Raw genomic sequence first — 16,710 nt, 5'->3', positions numbered from 1 at the left:
CTAGTTTATTTGTTTTCTTTATTAAGTTTTGCTGCTTTCTTTGCTTTGTGCGCTTTGTATAAACCAATAAAAGTTGGCACAAGCGAGATAAGCAAAATTGCAACAATTACTAATTCAAAATTCTTCTGTACGAAATCAATCTTGCCGAAGAAATATCCAAGAAATGTGAAAAGCGACGACCAAACGAGACCGCCTAGTACAGAAAATGGTGTGAAGCGTATCCAGCGCATTCCAGAAATTCCGGAGATGAACGGCATAAAAGTGCGTATGAATGGGAAGAATCTACCCAAGAATACTGCCAGCGGACCCCATTTATCAATCATTTTTTCGGTTTTTGCAACTCGTTCTGGAGTGAGCGCTTTTACTTTCCCGGATTCTACAATCTTTCGTCCGAAGAAATGACCAATAAAGTAATTGCACTGATCGCCAATGATTGGGGCTAGCCACACTACGGCAAGTAATAGTGGAAGTGGAAGCGCGCTATGACCTGTTTGAGCGTCAGGAGCTGCAAAAAACCCTGCTGCGAAAAGAAGTGAATCTCCTGGAAGGAATGGGAAGAATACTACGCCTGTTTCAATAAAAACAATGAGAAAAATAAGGCCTAATGCTGGAGCTGTGCCCATTGCAATCCAACTTGCAATAGCTGAGCGTGGATCCTTGAGTAGGTTAACAATAAAATGAATAAATCCCATAATGTCCTGTCATAAATTTTGCGTATTTAGTGACGCTTGTTAATTAAAAATCAAGCGAAACAACTGTTATTTTGAGCCTAGCAGTCGCCATAAACGGTTGACACTTTTTGTGCACACGCTATCAGTTAATTGCGTTATAACATACAATAATAGTTAGTAATGTAATGTTGCATGGTTAAAACTTGAGAAATTGCTTGGCAATTAAAGATTGGCAGGAGAAGTAACGTATGAAGTTAAATGATGAGCATGATGGTGAATATCCACAAAGTTTTGCTCCGCTAAAGCCTAGGAAACGTTCTGCTCGTGTAATCAATGCTAATGAAGTTTTAAAAAAGAATGATGATTCGAAAAGCAAAATTCCTGACGAATATGTAAACATTGGTTTGCCGGAAACAGACTTATCGATTGCTGATTTTTCTCGTAAGCATTCTAATCCAAAGAATTGGTGGATTTATTTTGGCGTTCTGCTTGTCGCTATTGTTATTCCGTATTGGATTGGTCGCACTATGGCCGCTCGTCATACTTCATGGGTTATTTCGCATTGCTCTGGATTATCTTCGCAAGGTGTTGTTTTTATTTCGTGGGTAATCACAGTGTCTGCTTTTACAAGTCTTGCTATGGCGTTAATTGACACTCATCGTTGGATTTGGCGGATAATGTTTGCTGTTTTTCTGGCTTTAGAACAACTTATTGCCGGATTATGCATGCTAAACATGAGCTTCTGGTATTCGACGTATGTGGTCTATGGTCATGCTTCAGGTTTAGCGAATGCGGCAAATCTTGGCATTATTTCTGCAGGTATTGGAGTAGCTGTATTTGCTGTCATTTTTGTTGGTTTGCTTGTCATTGTTCCTAAAACCTCGGCTTTGAATGTTCTTACGCGTAGTTGGGCGTCGTTCATAATGTTTTATGCGATTGAGGTTTTGGCAATTCTAGTTGTGCTATTTGGTGGCTTTATGACCGCAATGTAATATTTGGATTTTGCGAAAATAAGTTGTTTGCAAGTGGTTGTATGATAGAGACTTGGCGTGTAACGCCCGCGGATTGAGAGCGCTACAGCAGAAGGTTGTGGCACCGCGCAGTGATATTAAGGAGGACGCCGTGGCATTAACGGCTGAAGATAAGAAGAATATTATCAACGAATACGCGACGCACGAGGGTGACACGGGTTCCCCAGAAGTGCAGGTCGCTTTGCTTAGCAAGCGCATTGCTGACCTTACTGAGCACTTGAAGGAGCACAAGCACGATCATCATTCTCGTCGTGGCTTGTTGCTCATGGTTGGTGATCGTCGTCGTCTTCTCGATTACTTGAAGCGTGTTGACATCAACCGTTATCGTTCTTTGATTGAACGACTTGGCTTGCGTCGATAGTCTTGTAGCCCGGGCTTAGCTCGGGCTTTTGTATTCTTTGTGCTGTACGCAGGTACGTGTACGCATAAAAATTGTTCACATATTCACAGATTTGGGGTAAGTGTTGTGAACAATATTTAAAATTTATAACTAAAAAGAATTAACGAATAATTCAAAAAATAATTAAAGATTGATGTATAACTGAATACGGATGATTGAAGTAACCGAAACAAAAAACACTACGAAATATTGACGTAACGCAAGTGTTGCAAAGAGTGCAAATATTCGCATATAAGTAATAATGCGAAGTCGTCAATGTTATTACGCATGTTGGTTGATTAGGTAAGTTAAGAAAAGGAGGAACCCGTGGAGGGTCCCGAAATTAAGGCTGTAGAAGCCGTTATTGATAATGGTTCATTTGGTAAGCGTACGCTACGCTTTGAAACTGGTCGACTTGCTCAGCAAGCAGATGGTGCTGTTGCCGCATATTTGGATGACGATTCCATGATTTTGTCGACGACGACTGCAGGATCTAGTCCGAAGGAAAATTACGACTTCTTCCCATTAACTGTTGATGTGGAAGAAAAAATGTATGCTGCTGGAAAGATTCCAGGTTCGTTCTTCCGCCGTGAAGGTCGTCCTTCTAACGAAGCAACGTTGGCATGCCGTATTATTGATCGCCCGTTGCGTCCGTTGTTCCCACACACTTTACGTAACGAAGTGCAAGTTGTTGAAACAATTTTGGCAATTAATCCAGATGATGCTTACGATGTTATTGCTTTGAATGCGGCGTCTGCATCTACTATGATTTCTGGTTTGCCATTTGAGGGCCCAGTTTCTGGCGTTCGTTTGGCTTTGATTGATGGCCAGTGGGTTGCTTTCCCACGTTGGAGTGAGCGCGAGCGTGCAGTATTTGAGATTGTTGTGGCTGGTCGTGTGATTGAAAACGGCGATGTTGCTATTGCAATGATTGAGGCTGGTGCTGGTAAGAATGCTTGGAATTTGATTTACAATGATGGTCAAACCAAGCCAGATGAGCAAGTCGTAGCCGGAGGTTTGGAAGCTGCAAAGCCATTTATTAAGGTTATTTGCGATGCTCAAAATGAGTTGAAGCGTATTGCAGCTAAGGAAACTAAGGAATTCCAACTCTTCCCAGAATATACTGACGAACTTTATGCTCGTATTGACGAGATTGCTCATGCTGATTTGAATGAAGCTCTTTCTATTGCTGAAAAGCTTCCTCGTCAAGATCGCATCGCTGAAATTAAGGAAGGCGTGCGTGCTGCAATTGCTGAAGAATTCACTGATATGGACGAAGCCGAAAAGGAAAAGGAACTCGGCAATGCGTTTAAAGAATTGCAGCGTCAAATTGTTCGTCGTCGTATTTTGACTGAAGATTATCGTATTGATGGTCGTGGTTTGCGCGATATTCGTACGCTTTCTGCAGAAGTTGATGTTGTGCCTCGCGTACACGGTTCTGCACTTTTCCAGCGTGGTGAAACTCAGATTTTGGGTGTGACTACTTTGAATATGCTTAAGATGGAGCAGCAGGTTGATGCGCTTTCTGGTCCACAGACTAAGCGTTATATGCATAATTACGAAATGCCTCCATACTCCACTGGTGAAACTGGTCGCGTTGGTTCTCCAAAGCGTCGTGAAATTGGTCACGGTGCTTTAGCTGAGAAGGCTTTGGTTCCAGTTTTGCCAGGTCGCGAAGAGTTCCCATACGCTATTCGTCAGGTGTCTGAAGCTATTGGTTCTAACGGTTCTACTTCTATGGGTTCCGTTTGTGCTTCTACGCTTTCTTTGCTTGCTGCTGGCGTGCCTTTGAAGACTCCAGTTGCTGGTATTGCTATGGGCTTAGTTTCTGGTGATGTTGATGGAAAGCATATCTTCAAGACTTTGACTGATATTCTCGGTGCAGAAGATGCATTTGGTGATATGGACTTCAAGGTTGCTGGTACTTCTGAATTCATCACTGCTTTGCAGCTCGATACGAAGCTTGATGGTATTCCAGCTGATATTTTGGCTGCCGCTTTGCAGCAGGCACATGAAGCTCGTGCAACGATTCTTGAAGTTATTAACGAATGCATTGATTGCCCAGCTGAGATGAGTCCATTCGCTCCACGCATTATTACAACCACAATTCCTGTAGACAAGATTGGTGAGGTAATTGGGCCTAAGGGCAAGATGATTAACCAAATTCAGGAAGAAACTGGTGCTGAAATCGCTATTGAAGATGACGGTACTGTTTACATTTCTTCTGAAGGCGGAGAAGCTGCTGAGAAAGCTAAGGGAATCATCGATTCTATTGCAAATCCTCGTGTGCCAAAAGCTGGTGAAACTTTCACGGGCAAGGTTGTTAAGACCACAAGCTTTGGAGCTTTTGTGAATTTGACTCCTGGAACTGACGGTTTGCTTCACATTTCACAGATTCGCAATTTAGCAAATGGTGAGCGCATTGACACTGTTGAAGATGTGCTGAAGGAAGGCGATAATGTTGAAGTTATCGTACAAAGCGTAGATGAGCGTGGCAAGATTTCTTTGGCTATTCCAGGTTTTGAAGATCAAGAATCTTCTGCTCCAGCAGTGCGTGAAAATCGTTCCCGCAGTTCTCGCGACGATCGCGATTCTCGTGACTCTCGTGGCGATTACCGTCGTTCTCGCCGTGACGATCGCGATAATCATGACCGTGCGGATCGTGCAGATCGCGATGAGCGTCCTCGTCGCCGCATGCGCGATGACCGTGACGATCGAGATCGCATGGATCGAAATGACCGATACATGGATCGCGATAACCGTTATGATGACCGCAACACTCGTCGAGACGACCGTCGTGCAGATCGTGCAGATCGCGATAACCGTTACAGCGATAACGATTTTGATGAGCGTCCTCGTCGCCGCGTGCGCGATGACCGTGACGATCGTTACGAAAATCGCGATGACCGTGACGATCGTGCAGATCGTGACGACCGTGAAGATCGCTCAAATCGTCGAGATTCAGAAAATCGTCGCGTATCTGATAGAAAGCCGCGTTATGCAGCTGATGACGATCACTATGACGAGTATCGTTCGGCTCGCGAAGAGCGCGCAGAGCGTCCTCGTCGCCGCGTGCGTCGCGATTTTGATCCATTTGAGGAAGATTAATTGCGCAAATAGTATTAAAGCAAAATTATTGCTAGATACTAAATAAAAATAAATATTCGTAGAAGTGCCTTCAAGCTGCGTTTGCGTTTGGAGGCATTTCTTTTAGATAGCTATTTAAATGTTTTATGCAATCTGTGCAATAAAATAAAATATAAAAAGTAGTAAAATATTGTGACCGCGTAAAGTAGCGTAATGCAATAATAAATACTCACGAAAAATATAAAACTTACAAAATAGGGGTGAAATATGGTTATGCATCGCGCATTAGGTTCGTTTGATACAACCGCTATTGGTTTTGGCGAAATGCCATTGACAATAGAAAACAATCTTGGTCACGATATGGGAATTGAAACAATCCACGCAGCTCTTGATGCAGGTTGTACGCATATTGACACAGCTTGGGCATATTACTGCTCTGGTGGTGAAGAACAAACTGGCGAAAAGCTTGTTCGTGAGGCTTTAGAAAGCTGGAAAGGCGACAAATCTTCTATTTTGGTTGCTACTAAAGTCGGTCACTTCCGTAACTTTACTGACGGGCGACCAACGTGGGGTAAGGATGGTAAGCCAGAGCATTTGATTGCGCATGCCAAAGAGTCTGCAATGACTCTAGGCGTTGACACTATTGACTTGCTTTACTTCCACAGGCCAGATCCAGAAGTTCCATACAATGAGTCTATTGAAGCAATGCAGGAGTTGCTTGATGAAGGTGTGGCTCGAGAAATCGGTATTTCTAACGCTTCTGTGGAGCAAATCGATATTGCGCGCAACATTTTAGGAGAAAAGCTAGTAGCAGTACAAAATCAATATTCTCCAGTTCATTTAGAGAATGAAGATACGTTGCAATATTGCGAAAAGCTTGGAATTGCTTTTGTTTGCTGGAGTCCATTAGGTGGATTCCGTCATCCTTATGACGAGCATCTTTTCGATCCATTCCGCAAAGTTGCCGAAAATCATAGCGTAAGCTATCAGCAAGTAGTTTTGGCTTGGGAGCTCGCTAAAGGCGATCACATATTTGTCATTCCTGGAGCTCACAGACCAGCTACAATTTTAGATAGTTTGAAAGCTTCCGATTTGCAATTAAGCAATGAAGAATTGGCTTATTTAGGCTGAAAGAAAACAATAAAATGCAAGAAACAAGCGTAACTGGTATGCCATTGCCTCACGAAGATGAGGACGGTACGCCAATTCCTGTAACCATTCCAGTGCCGTTAGGGTCTCGCACTCATGCAGTTTTTACTACTAGACTGGGTGGAATTTCTGAAGGTTCATTTGCTTCACTTAATTTAGGCGGACGCGCAGGAGATAGTGAGGAGGCTGTAGCAAGCAATCGCGCAGCTTTACAGAAAGCTTTGCAAGCAGACTTGTCGCTTGTTGCTCAAGTTCATAGCAGAGAAGTATTTGACGCAGATAGTGTAGTAGATTCATGGAATACTTCTTACGGCTTTGATGCAACAGGTTTTGCAGATTCGCAATTGAGAATTGAGGCGGATGCGCAAGTTTCAACTGCGTGCTCGCTTGCTTTAGGAATGTTTGCGGCAGATTGTTTGCCAGTTTTACTTGCGGACGACGAAGCTGGAGTAATCGCTGCAGCGCATTGTGGGCGAAAAGGATTGATGGCTGGCGTACTCGATGCTGTCATCGAAGCAATGTGCGAAAAGGGAGCTGAGCGTTCTCGTATAGAAGCAGTGCTCGGTCCGTGTATTTGTGGAGATTGCTACGAAGTTGGTGAGAGTATTGCGCGCGATTTTGAAAAACGTTATCCGCAAACTGTAACAAAAACGCGTTTCGGTGGAATTGGTATTGATATTGCTGAAGCTGCACGCATTGATTTAGCGATCGCAGGAGTTGCGAATATTGTTGACGCTTTGCCAAGAGTTACTGCAGCTACGCAATATTTGCAGGAAGATGAGGAATTGCGCACGATTTGCGAAGTAGATGGGGAAGGCGAGTCTTTGCCGGAACGTTTGCAAAATTTGCAAAACCCAATGTGCACTTTGGAAAATCCGCTATGGTATTCTCATCGACGTGCTAGTTTAGCTGGAAAATCGCATGAAGGTAGACTTCTTGCTTTAGTAATTCGCGACAAATAATCGCATATGCTATATAAACATTACTGTATTTGAGCTAGGTAGTAAGTGCAGTTGTGTGAGCTTAGCAAAAACGTGCGCAACACACGAGTGTTTTTTGCTTGTAAGTGATAGCGTTGATTCTGATGGTGTAGCACAGCGTTTTGTGCAGCTGTGTGGGGGCTTGTGAAAGGAATATTATGGTGGCTGATTTATTCCCAACCGCGTTGCGTGGGTACGATAAAGACAAGGTAAATGAAGCATTTGCAAACTATGAGCGTACTATTTCTCGTCTGCGTGAACAAGTGCGTTCAAGCGATGAATCAATTTTGCAATTACAAGCGCAATTGCAAGAAGAAAAAAATAATGTAAAACGTGCAAAAAGCGGAAATACTTTTGCATCCTTAGGTGCAAATGCGCAGCAATTGCTGGCATCTGCAGAGCAGACTAGTTCTCAATTGCTTGAGCGCGCTAAGCAAGATGCTGCATCAATTAAAAAGAATGCACAAGCACAAGCTGGAACTTTGCTGAACAATGCAAAACTGGATGCTGCACATTTAATGCAAGAAGCACAAACTAAAGCAGACACAATGCTTTCCAATGCCACGCAAAAGTCGACACAACTTATGCAAGCTGCACAAGAAGATTCTGCACGTTTGCGCGATACTACTGCTAAAGATGTGCAAGCTCAAAAAGACGCTGCAGAATTAGCTTTACAAAACACTCAAGAAGAACATACGAAGCGCATGGCTTCTGAGCGCGCTCAGCAAGAAAGCAGCATTTCGCAACTTAAGTCGGAAGCTGCGCAAAAAATTGCTGAGCAGCGTGCGGCTGCAAACGAAGAGATTGCACGTGCTAAAGCTGAAACAAACGATCAGATTGAATCTGCTCTTGCAGAAGCAAATAAAAAGCTTGCTGATATGCGCGAACACGCTTCGAAGATGATGGCTGACGCACAGCGCAAAGCTGGCGAAATTACGGATGCTGCTGCTGCTAAAGCTCAAGAAATTGCAGATGATGCTCAAGTTGAACGCACGCGTACGTTAAGCCAAGTTAGTGCAGAAGTTGAGCAGATTCGAGCAGATATTGCTGCTCAACAGGAGGAAGCTACAAAGAAAGTCAATGCCTTGCTTTCTGGTTTGAAAGAGAAAGAAAGAGCAGCTCAGGAAGAAGCAGATGCTTTGGTTGATCGCGCAAAAACTGTTCATCAAGAAGCTGACGAATATGCAGCGCAAACGCATCAGGCTGCGGATAGTCAGGCTGCTGATATTGTGCGCAAAGCTATGCAGGAGGCAACTGCTCAGGTTGAAGAGCGTAGAGCTGCAGCGCAGCAAGAGCTTGATGGCATGACGACTCGATTAACCCAATTGCAGCATCGTGAGGCAACTATTACGCAGCGCGTTACGGAATTGCGTTCGCTGTTTGCGAATGCTTTCTCTGGATTTGATTTTGGGGATGCTCAACAAAACCAACAAGTTGCGCAAGCTTCTGACGATAATGAGGATTCGTCGGATGTTCAATCTTCTGCAGATGCGAAGCAGGCTCAGCGAGATGTTCAAGCTGCGTTGGCTGAATCTGAAGAAGCTAACGAGTCTCAAGAAGACCAAGACACAGATAATCAATAAAGAAAATATTGTAAAATTTGTAGATTGGCTTAAACATCGTACGCTAGAATGTGCTGGTATTTGAATAAATATTTGAAATAAATATTGATAATTAACAGGAAAGGTAGCATTGTGACTGAAATCACTGCTCTAACTGATGAAAAATTACAAGGTTTGCGTGAGGATTTTGACGCAAATCCTTTAAACCGTTTAGCTATGAATGGTGTGACTGCTGCTGGTATTGATAAAGTCGCGCGTAATTATGATCGTGCGCGCTTATTGCAGCGTCGTTTTTCTACCATTGTTGATAACGGAGATGCAACACATCAGGATCGTTCTGGCCGTTGCTGGCTGTTTAGTTCGTTGAACGTGGCTCGTTTCATTGCGAAGAAATCCCTTGGATTGAAGGAATTTGAGTTTTCTCAAAACTATGCGATGTACTACGACAAGCTTGAGCGAATTAACTACTTCTTGAAGGATGTTGCTGCTTTGGTGCGTGCAGGTGAGCCTTCAGATTCTCGTTTGATTCAGCATTTGTTGCATGACGTTATGGGCGATGGCGGCCAGTGGACCATGGCTATGAATGTTTACAAGAAGTATGGTGCTGTTCCTAAGGATTTGTTCCCAGAAACTGCTTCTTCTAAGAATACTGGTGCTATGAATACGCAGTTGCGTGCGCTTTTGCATACTGCTGTTGCTCATATGTATGCGAATGCCACTGAAATTGATGCGATTATTGCGGATGCTACTGCTGCAGGTCACAGGATTTTGACAATTCACTTGGGTGAGCCACCTAAGAGCTTCGATTGGGAGTGGACTGATAGCGACGGCAAGTTCCATCGCGATGGTGAGATTACGCCAGTTGAGTTTTGGAAGAAGTACGTGAATGCTGGTCTTGAGGATTATGTGTGCTTGGTTGACGATCCTCGAGCTGAACATCCTAAGGGCAAGAAGATTGCTATTGAGCATTTGGGTAATGTTGCTGGCGGAGACGCAACCGAATATTTGAACGTGCCAAACCAGTTTATGAAGGATTGCGTGCGTAAGATTTTGGTTGAGAAGGGCATTCCAGTGTGGTTTGGTGCCGATTGCCATCCTATGATGGATCGCGAGAATGGCGCTTGGGCTACTGATTTGTTCGAGTATGGTCGCGTTTATGGCGTTGATTTTGATTTGGATAAGGAAGCGCGTGTGCGTTTTGCTGATTCTGCGATGAATCACGCTATGGCTTTTGCTGGTGTGGATGTTGCTGATGATGGTACGACTACTCGCCGTTGGCGCGTAGAGAACTCTTGGGGCACTGATATTGCAGATAAGGGTTACTTTACGATGAGTGACGACTGGTTTACCGAGTATGTGTACGAAGTTGCAGTGCCGAAGAATCTGCTTCCGGAAGAATATCGCAAAGCCCTAGAAGAACCAGCAATCGTATTACCGGCGTGGGATCCAATGGGCGCTTTGGCTTAGCTTAAGCGCATTGGGCGCTTAAGCTACTCCAAAGCGCCGCGCTCACTATTGCGAAAAGCACAGTGTGCTTTTCGCGTGAGCTCGGCGGTGCTTGCATCTTTATTCAAGATGCAAGCACCGACCACATCAAATGTGGTTGTGCTTTCAACGCAAGCTCGGCGGTGCACGCATCTTTATTTCAAGATGCGTACACCGACCCCACCAAGTTAGGTTGATTCTCTCCTCGCACCCACCGATCGCACCAAGCACAGTTTTTATAGGATGGTGACAAATGGCTTCTACAGCTGAGCAGCGTACTTCTCGCGCGGTAAAGAAGGAAGTTGAGGAGGGGCGTAACCCTCTTAATTCCGCGAAGTTTCAGCGCTGGGAAGACCAGGTTGGTGTGGATCGCATAATAAACCGCCGCGTGCTTGAGCTGGAGCCTTTGCCAACTCCTGCTCAGGTGCTTGGTGAGTTGCCATTGTCGCCGTATGCGCAGGATATTGTTGCTGAGTCGCGCGATGAGATTCGTAGCTGTTTGAATGGCGAAGATGATCGCTTGTTGGTTATTGTTGGCCCGTGTTCTGTGCATGATCCTAAGGCTGCTCTTGATTATGCGAGTCGTTTAGCTAAGTTGCGTTCGGAGCTTGAAGATGAGCTTCTTATTGTTATGCGCGTGTATTTTGAAAAGCCGCGCACAGCTCTTGGCTGGAAGGGTTTGATTAACGACCCGGATATTGACGGAACGCATGATATTCATAAGGGTTTGTTGCTTGCGCGTAAGACTTTGCTCGGCGTGTTGGATGCTGGTTTGGCTGCTGCTACTGAATTTTTGGAGCCGACCAGCCCTCAGTTTATTGCGGATGCTGTGAGCTGGGGTGCGATTGGTGCGCGTAATACTGAGTCTCAGATTCATCGTCAGCTTGCTAGTGGTCTTTCTATGCCGGTTGGTTTTAAGAATGCTACGGATGGTTCTGTTTCTGCGGCTGTAAATGGCTGCTTAGCTGCGAGCCAGCATCATACGTTCTTTGGTATTGATCATCTTGGTCGCGCTTGTGCTGTGCAGACTCTTGGCAACCCTGATTGTCACGTGGTTTTGCGCGGATCTAGTAAGGGGCCGAATTATGATGCTGCGTCGGTTGCTTCTGCTGTGGCTTCAATTCGTTTGCGTTTGGGTACTGGTTGCATGGCTTCGCATGGTGTTGTTGTGGATTGCTCGCATGGTAATTCTGGCAAGGATGAGCGTCGCCAGATTGAGGTTGTGCGTGAGATTGCGGATCGTTTGGCTGCGGGTGAGCAGGGTATTAAGGGCGTGATGATGGAGAGCTTCTTACAGGGTGGTAATCAGGATCCTGCTCCTCTTAGCGAACTTGAATATGGGAAGTCTATTACGGATCGTTGTATTTCTTGGGAAGATACTGCCAATTTGCTAAGAATTTTAGATAAATCTGTAGCAACTCGCCGTAGAGCTTAGAGCTTAGAGATTGTAGTAAGATAATCTCAATTAATTTCTACTTGGCTTATGTTCCTTACTGTATTTGCCGCCTATTTTTGCATTATATTTTGCGTACAAGGGAGTGTGTTGAAATGTATAACGAAGACTTGAATAAAGCGAATAATGGGAATAATGCGAATAAAGGTTTTATGTGTAAAGCACTACCGGTGGTGCGTTATATATTGTTAGCTTTGATTGCAACTGGTGTTATTTTGTTGGCTTTTGCATGGTATCGTGGCACGCATAGTGCTGGTTATACGCTTGTTACGTTTTCTGCATTGTGGTTTAGCGTTTTTATGCCGTTTGTAACTGGAATTGCTTTGCTTGTTTTTGCTAACGGATGGCGTCGCATTGTTGGCACTTTAGTTTGTGTATTGCTTATAGCTGGATTTTTCGCTTTTCTTGCTCTGCAGAATCAAATTATTGCGTTTTTCAATGTTCCTGTTGTGAATCCTTGGTTTGATTTTACGTGCGAAGCATTGCTGAAGATTGCGACTTTAACTTTTGTTATTATGACTTTAGTATGTGTGTTTTTGGTTAATTGTAATGACAAATACATAAGTAGCGAAATAAAAAAGGATGATTCTGCTCATGTCTAATATTGAAAAACTTACAGAAGCTGATATTACTAAAGTCGCTGTTGTTGGCGCTTTAGAGGAAGAAGTTGCGCATATTGCTAGCGCGCTTGAAAACGTGACTCACGATCACTCTGCAAGTCTTGATGTATCTTGCGGCACTCTTGACTCGGCGAATGGCAGTAAAATCGAAGTCGCGGCTACTGTTGGCGGAATGGGTCTGGTTAATGCTGCTGCAACTGTGCAATATCTTATTGACGCATATAACCCTCAAGTCGTAATTTTTTCTGGTATTGCAGGAAATCTTAATAAAAATTTGCATACGAACGATGTTGTTCTTGGAAAAACTGTAAAATATCTCGATACCGATATGCGCTTAATCGGTCAATGGAAGCCATTTGCAAGCGAATTTCATTCGGATGATTATCTTCTTAAAGTAGCTAGTAAAGTGCTTACCGATATGAAAATCACGCATATCGCTGGCACTATTGCATCCGGCGGATATTTTGTTGATTCGCCAGAAAAAGTAGCGGAGGTAATTGCAGCTACTCAAGCGGATGCTGTGGAAATGGAAGGCGCAGCAGTCTTGCATGTGGCTGCTCGTAACGACGTTCCTGCACTTGTTGTGCGCGCAATGAGCGATAATGCGGATACAAAATACGAGGATTTTCACACTTTTGATATTTCCGAGTATGCGGACACTGCTGCAAAAATTACGGTAAATATTCTTCGCAATTTGTAGCATTTCGACACGCTGATGTGGTCGCCGACCTTCATTTTGCTTAAGTCGCGTTAAATATAGCGCCAAATACCGCCATTTTTGGTACCCACTTTATTTTTGCCGGTGAGGTTTTACCCACCTGTTTACGATGGTTGCGTTAATAAAAAAAGATAGGGATTAATTAAGAAAATGCGCCCAATTCGCAATACGGCTATAGGAACGCGAAAATGTGGTGGGGCGCAAGGCAATTCTTCGCGAAAGGAAAGAAGAATATGCGTAACGATATGAATAAGTCAAATATGAATAAATTTAATACGACTAAAAGCGCACTTAAGTTCCGCAGTATTGCTGCGGCGGCGCTAACTTTCGGCTTGTGTGCAACCTGCGCTGCTTGCGGAGACAATGTTCCTGCTGATAATTCCAATGCGTCAGGTTCGCAAAACACTAAGATCTCCGGCAATTTCCAAGGCTCGGGTGCTTCTTCCCAGCAGGTTGCAATGGAAGCGTGGATTGCAGGATTCCAATCTAAAAATTCGGGTGCAAAAATTGCTTACAATCCTACTGGTTCTGGTGCTGGCGTTACCACTTTTATGACTGGTGCCACGGCTTGGGCTGGTTCAGACAAAGCGTTGAGTAACGACGAAGTTGAAAAGTCTAAGTCGGTTTGTGCTCATGGAACTACGGCTTTCGATGTGCCCGTGTATGTTTCACCAATTGCGATTATTTTCAACCTTAAAGGTGTTTCGGATGCTGGCAAGCATATTAATTTGGACGCTTCGACGATTGCTAAAATTTTCGACGGAAAAATTACGCGCTGGAATGATGACGATATCAAGAAGCAGAATCCTAAGCTAAAGCTTCCAGACACCCCGATTACTGTTGTTCACCGCTCCGATAAGTCCGGTACAACGCAGAATTTCTTAAGCTATGTGAAAGACGCTGCTCCGGACGATTGGAAATATGATCTTTCTGAAAACTGGCCGAATAGTGTCGGTCAAGGTGCAAAGGGCACTTCGGGCGTTGTATCTACTATTCGCATGGCAAATGGTGCGATTGGTTACGCTGATTTTTCACAGGTCGGTAAGCTCGGTACTGTTGCAGTGAAGGTGGGGGATACTTACAATGAGATTTCTCCGGAAGCTGCTTCTAAAACTTTAGCTGATTCTGAAATTGACGCAGACGCTTCTGCAAAATATCCTAATCGCGTTGTTATGAAAATTAATCACAATACGCAATCTAAGGGTGCTTATCCAATTGTGTTAGTTTCTTACGATATTGCTTGCCCGGTTTATAAAGATGCTGGAACTGCTCGATTTGTGAAGTCTTGGCTTAGCTACGTAACTAGCGCGGAAGGGCAGAATGCTGCTTCTTCTGCTGCTGGAACGGCTCCACTTCCACAAAATTTGGTAAGCAAAATTAACGCATCGATTAAGTCTGTTAAAACAGGAAAGTAAAAACTTTACAAACTGATATTATGAACGTATCGGTTATAAAGGAGAATGATTGAGTTCTACGAAAAATGCGAAAGCAGTTGCGAATAGTGCAAACGAAACTGCTCAAATTTCTGAGAGCAATAGCAAAAATTATGTTGGCACTCATCTTGCAGACCGTCTTTTTAAAGGCGTGGCTGCAGGCTGTGGCATGCTAATTTTGCTTGTTCTTACAGCAGTTGCAGTATTTCTGCTGTTTCGTGCTTTGCCGTTATTAAGTGGAAATCACAATCAAGTAAGTCATGTGTTTGCTGATTTTACTGGTGGTAAAGCGCATGATTTTATAAGCTATGTGGCTCCGCTTATTTTTGGCACAGTGCTTATGTCTGCGCTCGCGCTGCTGTTCGCATTTTTTGTGGCAATTGGTATTGCTCTGTTTATTTCGTATTATGCGCCTAAAAAAATTGTTCCGCTTTTGAGTGGAGTAATTGATTTGCTTGCTGCGATTCCGTCCGTAATCTATGGTTTGTGGGGCGGATTGGTTTTGGTTCCAGCTATGTATCCTTTCTGGGATTGGGTTTCTAAACTTTTTGGCTGGATTCCGCTATTTTCTGGTCCGGCGGCTAATCCTTCTCGTTCTGCTGCTACGGTTGCATTAGTTTTGGCTGTGATGATTTTGCCGATTATTACTTCTATGGCTCGCGATATTTTCCAGCAGGCTCCTCGCTTGCAGCAGGAAGGTGCGCTTGCGCTCGGCGCTACGAAGTGGGAGATGATTAAGTTAGCTGTTTTGCCGTTTGCAAAGTCTGGTATTGTGTCGGCTTCTATGCTTGGGCTGGGCCGTGCTTTGGGTGAAACGATGGCAGTTTTGATGATTTTGTCTCCTGGATTTACTTTTGGTATCAATATTTTCAAGGCTTCTCAAAATCAAACTATTGCCGCAAATATTGCAGCGCAGTATCCGGAAGCGAACGGACTTGGCGTAAGTGCGCTTATTGCAACCGGCTTAGTTTTGTTCGTTATTTCTTTTGCAGTCAACTTTATTGCTCGCAAAATTACCGGAAAGGCGGGCGCATAAATGGAGCATCAAATTAATAAATCTAACGAAGGTGCTGAAGTCTTCGCAGAAAATTGCGTAGAAAATCGCGCAGAAAATTCTGCAGCTCCGGTTATTGACTTCAACAAATTCCGCCCAACTCGCTCACACATAGCTGCGCGCAAACGTAAAGACATGCTTATGCGCGTGCTGATTTTCTTGTCTTTTGTTGTGGCACTTATTCCGCTTATTTCTTTGCTTTTAACAACCATTATCAATGGTATTAAGCGTTTAAATTTTGATTTTCTCACTCATAACATGACTTACGTTGTGGGCGGAAATGCTACTGGAACTGGCGGTTACGGCGGAATTTTGCACGCGATTATTGGAACTCTTGAAATAACGCTAGGAGCTATGGTTATTTCAATTCCGATTGGTTTAATGTGTGCTGTTTATTTGGTTGAGTATGCTCGCGGAAACAAAATTTCGCGCATAATTAATCTGCTTGTTGACGTTATGAGTGGTATTCCGTCTATTGTTGCTGGATTGTTTGCATTTTCTATGTTTGCTCTTCTTGCTGGTCCTGGCACAATCAATGGTTTTGAAGGATCTGTGGCTCTTTCACTTCTTATGATTCCAACAGTTGTGAAGTCTTCTCAAGAAATGCTAAAAATCGTGCCTAACGATTTGCGCGAGGCGTCTCTTGCTTTGGGAGTTACTCAGCAGCGCACAATTACAAAAATCGTTTTGCGCACTGCTCTTCCGGGAATTGTGTCTGGCTGTATTCTTGCGGTTGCGCGCGTTATTGGCGAAACTGCGCCACTTCTTATGGCTTCAGGCTTTATTGCTTCCACGAATCTCAATTTATTTGATGGGCAAATGACGACTTTGCCGGTGTACGTTTACCAAGAATATTCCAAACTTTCTGCGAATTGTCCAGCTAATGCGCCGGCTTCTTGTGTAACGTCAATTCCGATGGAGCGCTCGTGGGCTGCAGCTTTAACGCTTATTGTGTTGGTGTTGTTGCTAAATATTTTGGGGCGAGTTGTGGCTCGAGTGTTTTCTGTAAAGACGAAATAAAGCGAAGTAAATCTTAAATAAAGTGAGTTAAAGCAAAGCAAAATAAAACAAAGCAAAGCGAATTAAAT

General features: G+C 43.9%; 14 protein-coding genes. 13 read left to right on the top strand and 1 reads right to left on the bottom strand.

What is annotated here, in order from left to right; all coding sequences use genetic code 11:
* Window positions 1-5: 5 nt before the first annotated feature.
* Entirely contained in the window at window positions 6-692 is a 687-nt protein-coding gene (locus HXT39_RS05875; protein WP_004109778.1) for a DedA family protein, read from the bottom strand.
* A gap of 227 nt (window positions 693-919) precedes the next feature.
* Here HXT39_RS05875 and HXT39_RS05870 point away from each other — a divergent pair, with 227 nt between their 5' ends.
* The 13 genes from HXT39_RS05870 (at window position 920) to pstA (ending at window position 16,642) form a co-directional block, all read left to right on the top strand.
* A complete protein-coding gene (locus HXT39_RS05870) occupies window positions 920-1,663 on the top strand; it encodes a hypothetical protein (RefSeq protein WP_004109776.1) in 744 nt (247 codons plus the stop codon).
* 130 nt (window positions 1,664-1,793) lie between these two features.
* Window positions 1,794-2,063, top strand: a complete 270-nt coding sequence (gene rpsO / locus HXT39_RS05865) for a 30S ribosomal protein S15 (RefSeq protein ID WP_004109774.1) — start codon at window positions 1,794-1,796, stop codon at window positions 2,061-2,063.
* Between the two features lie 345 nt (window positions 2,064-2,408).
* Window positions 2,409-5,189, top strand: coding sequence for a polyribonucleotide nucleotidyltransferase (locus tag HXT39_RS05860; protein WP_103013783.1), 2,781 nt, complete (start codon window positions 2,409-2,411; stop codon window positions 5,187-5,189).
* A 246-nt stretch (window positions 5,190-5,435) separates the two neighbouring features.
* On the top strand, window positions 5,436-6,299 hold the full coding sequence (locus tag HXT39_RS05855) for an aldo/keto reductase (protein ID WP_012913799.1): 864 nt from the start codon (window positions 5,436-5,438) through the stop codon (window positions 6,297-6,299).
* Between the two features lie 14 nt (window positions 6,300-6,313).
* On the top strand, window positions 6,314-7,279 hold the full coding sequence (locus tag HXT39_RS05850) for a polyphenol oxidase family protein (RefSeq protein WP_012913800.1): 966 nt from the start codon (window positions 6,314-6,316) through the stop codon (window positions 7,277-7,279).
* 176 nt (window positions 7,280-7,455) lie between these two features.
* Window positions 7,456-8,880: a cell division protein gene (locus HXT39_RS05845; RefSeq protein ID WP_012913801.1), complete on the top strand. Its 1,425-nt coding sequence runs from the start codon at window positions 7,456-7,458 to the stop codon at window positions 8,878-8,880.
* A gap of 111 nt (window positions 8,881-8,991) precedes the next feature.
* A complete protein-coding gene (locus HXT39_RS05840) occupies window positions 8,992-10,326 on the top strand; it encodes a C1 family peptidase (protein ID WP_103013784.1) in 1,335 nt (444 codons plus the stop codon).
* Window positions 10,327-10,597: 271 nt separating this feature from the next.
* Window positions 10,598-11,779, top strand: a complete 1,182-nt coding sequence (locus HXT39_RS05835) for a 3-deoxy-7-phosphoheptulonate synthase (protein ID WP_064621722.1) — start codon at window positions 10,598-10,600, stop codon at window positions 11,777-11,779.
* Window positions 11,780-11,892: 113 nt separating this feature from the next.
* Complete coding sequence (locus tag HXT39_RS05830; protein ID WP_103013785.1) at window positions 11,893-12,399, top strand: hypothetical protein; 507 nt, start codon at window positions 11,893-11,895, stop codon at window positions 12,397-12,399.
* Window positions 12,392-13,117 (top strand): 5'-methylthioadenosine/S-adenosylhomocysteine nucleosidase, encoded by a 726-nt coding sequence (mtnN, locus tag HXT39_RS05825; RefSeq protein ID WP_103013786.1) that lies wholly within the window; start codon window positions 12,392-12,394, stop codon window positions 13,115-13,117. Before HXT39_RS05830 ends, mtnN begins: the two co-directional genes overlap by 8 nt.
* 206 nt (window positions 13,118-13,323) lie before the next feature.
* Complete coding sequence (gene pstS / locus HXT39_RS05820) at window positions 13,324-14,550, top strand: phosphate ABC transporter substrate-binding protein PstS (RefSeq protein WP_102703337.1); 1,227 nt, start codon at window positions 13,324-13,326, stop codon at window positions 14,548-14,550.
* Window positions 14,551-14,656: 106 nt separating this feature from the next.
* Window positions 14,657-15,604 carry a phosphate ABC transporter permease subunit PstC gene (gene pstC / locus HXT39_RS05815; RefSeq protein ID WP_100066732.1) on the top strand — a complete coding sequence of 316 codons (948 nt, stop codon included), beginning with the start codon at window positions 14,657-14,659 and terminating at the stop codon, window positions 15,602-15,604.
* On the top strand, window positions 15,605-16,642 hold the full coding sequence (pstA, locus tag HXT39_RS05810) for a phosphate ABC transporter permease PstA (RefSeq protein ID WP_004109758.1): 1,038 nt from the start codon (window positions 15,605-15,607) through the stop codon (window positions 16,640-16,642).
* Window positions 16,643-16,710 lie beyond the last annotated feature (68 nt).

Source organism: Gardnerella sp. DNF01159, assembly GCF_049244215.1.
Classification (GTDB): Bacteria; Actinomycetota; Actinomycetes; order Actinomycetales; family Bifidobacteriaceae; genus Bifidobacterium; species Bifidobacterium swidsinskii.
This window is presented reverse-complemented; position numbering and strand designations above follow the sequence as displayed.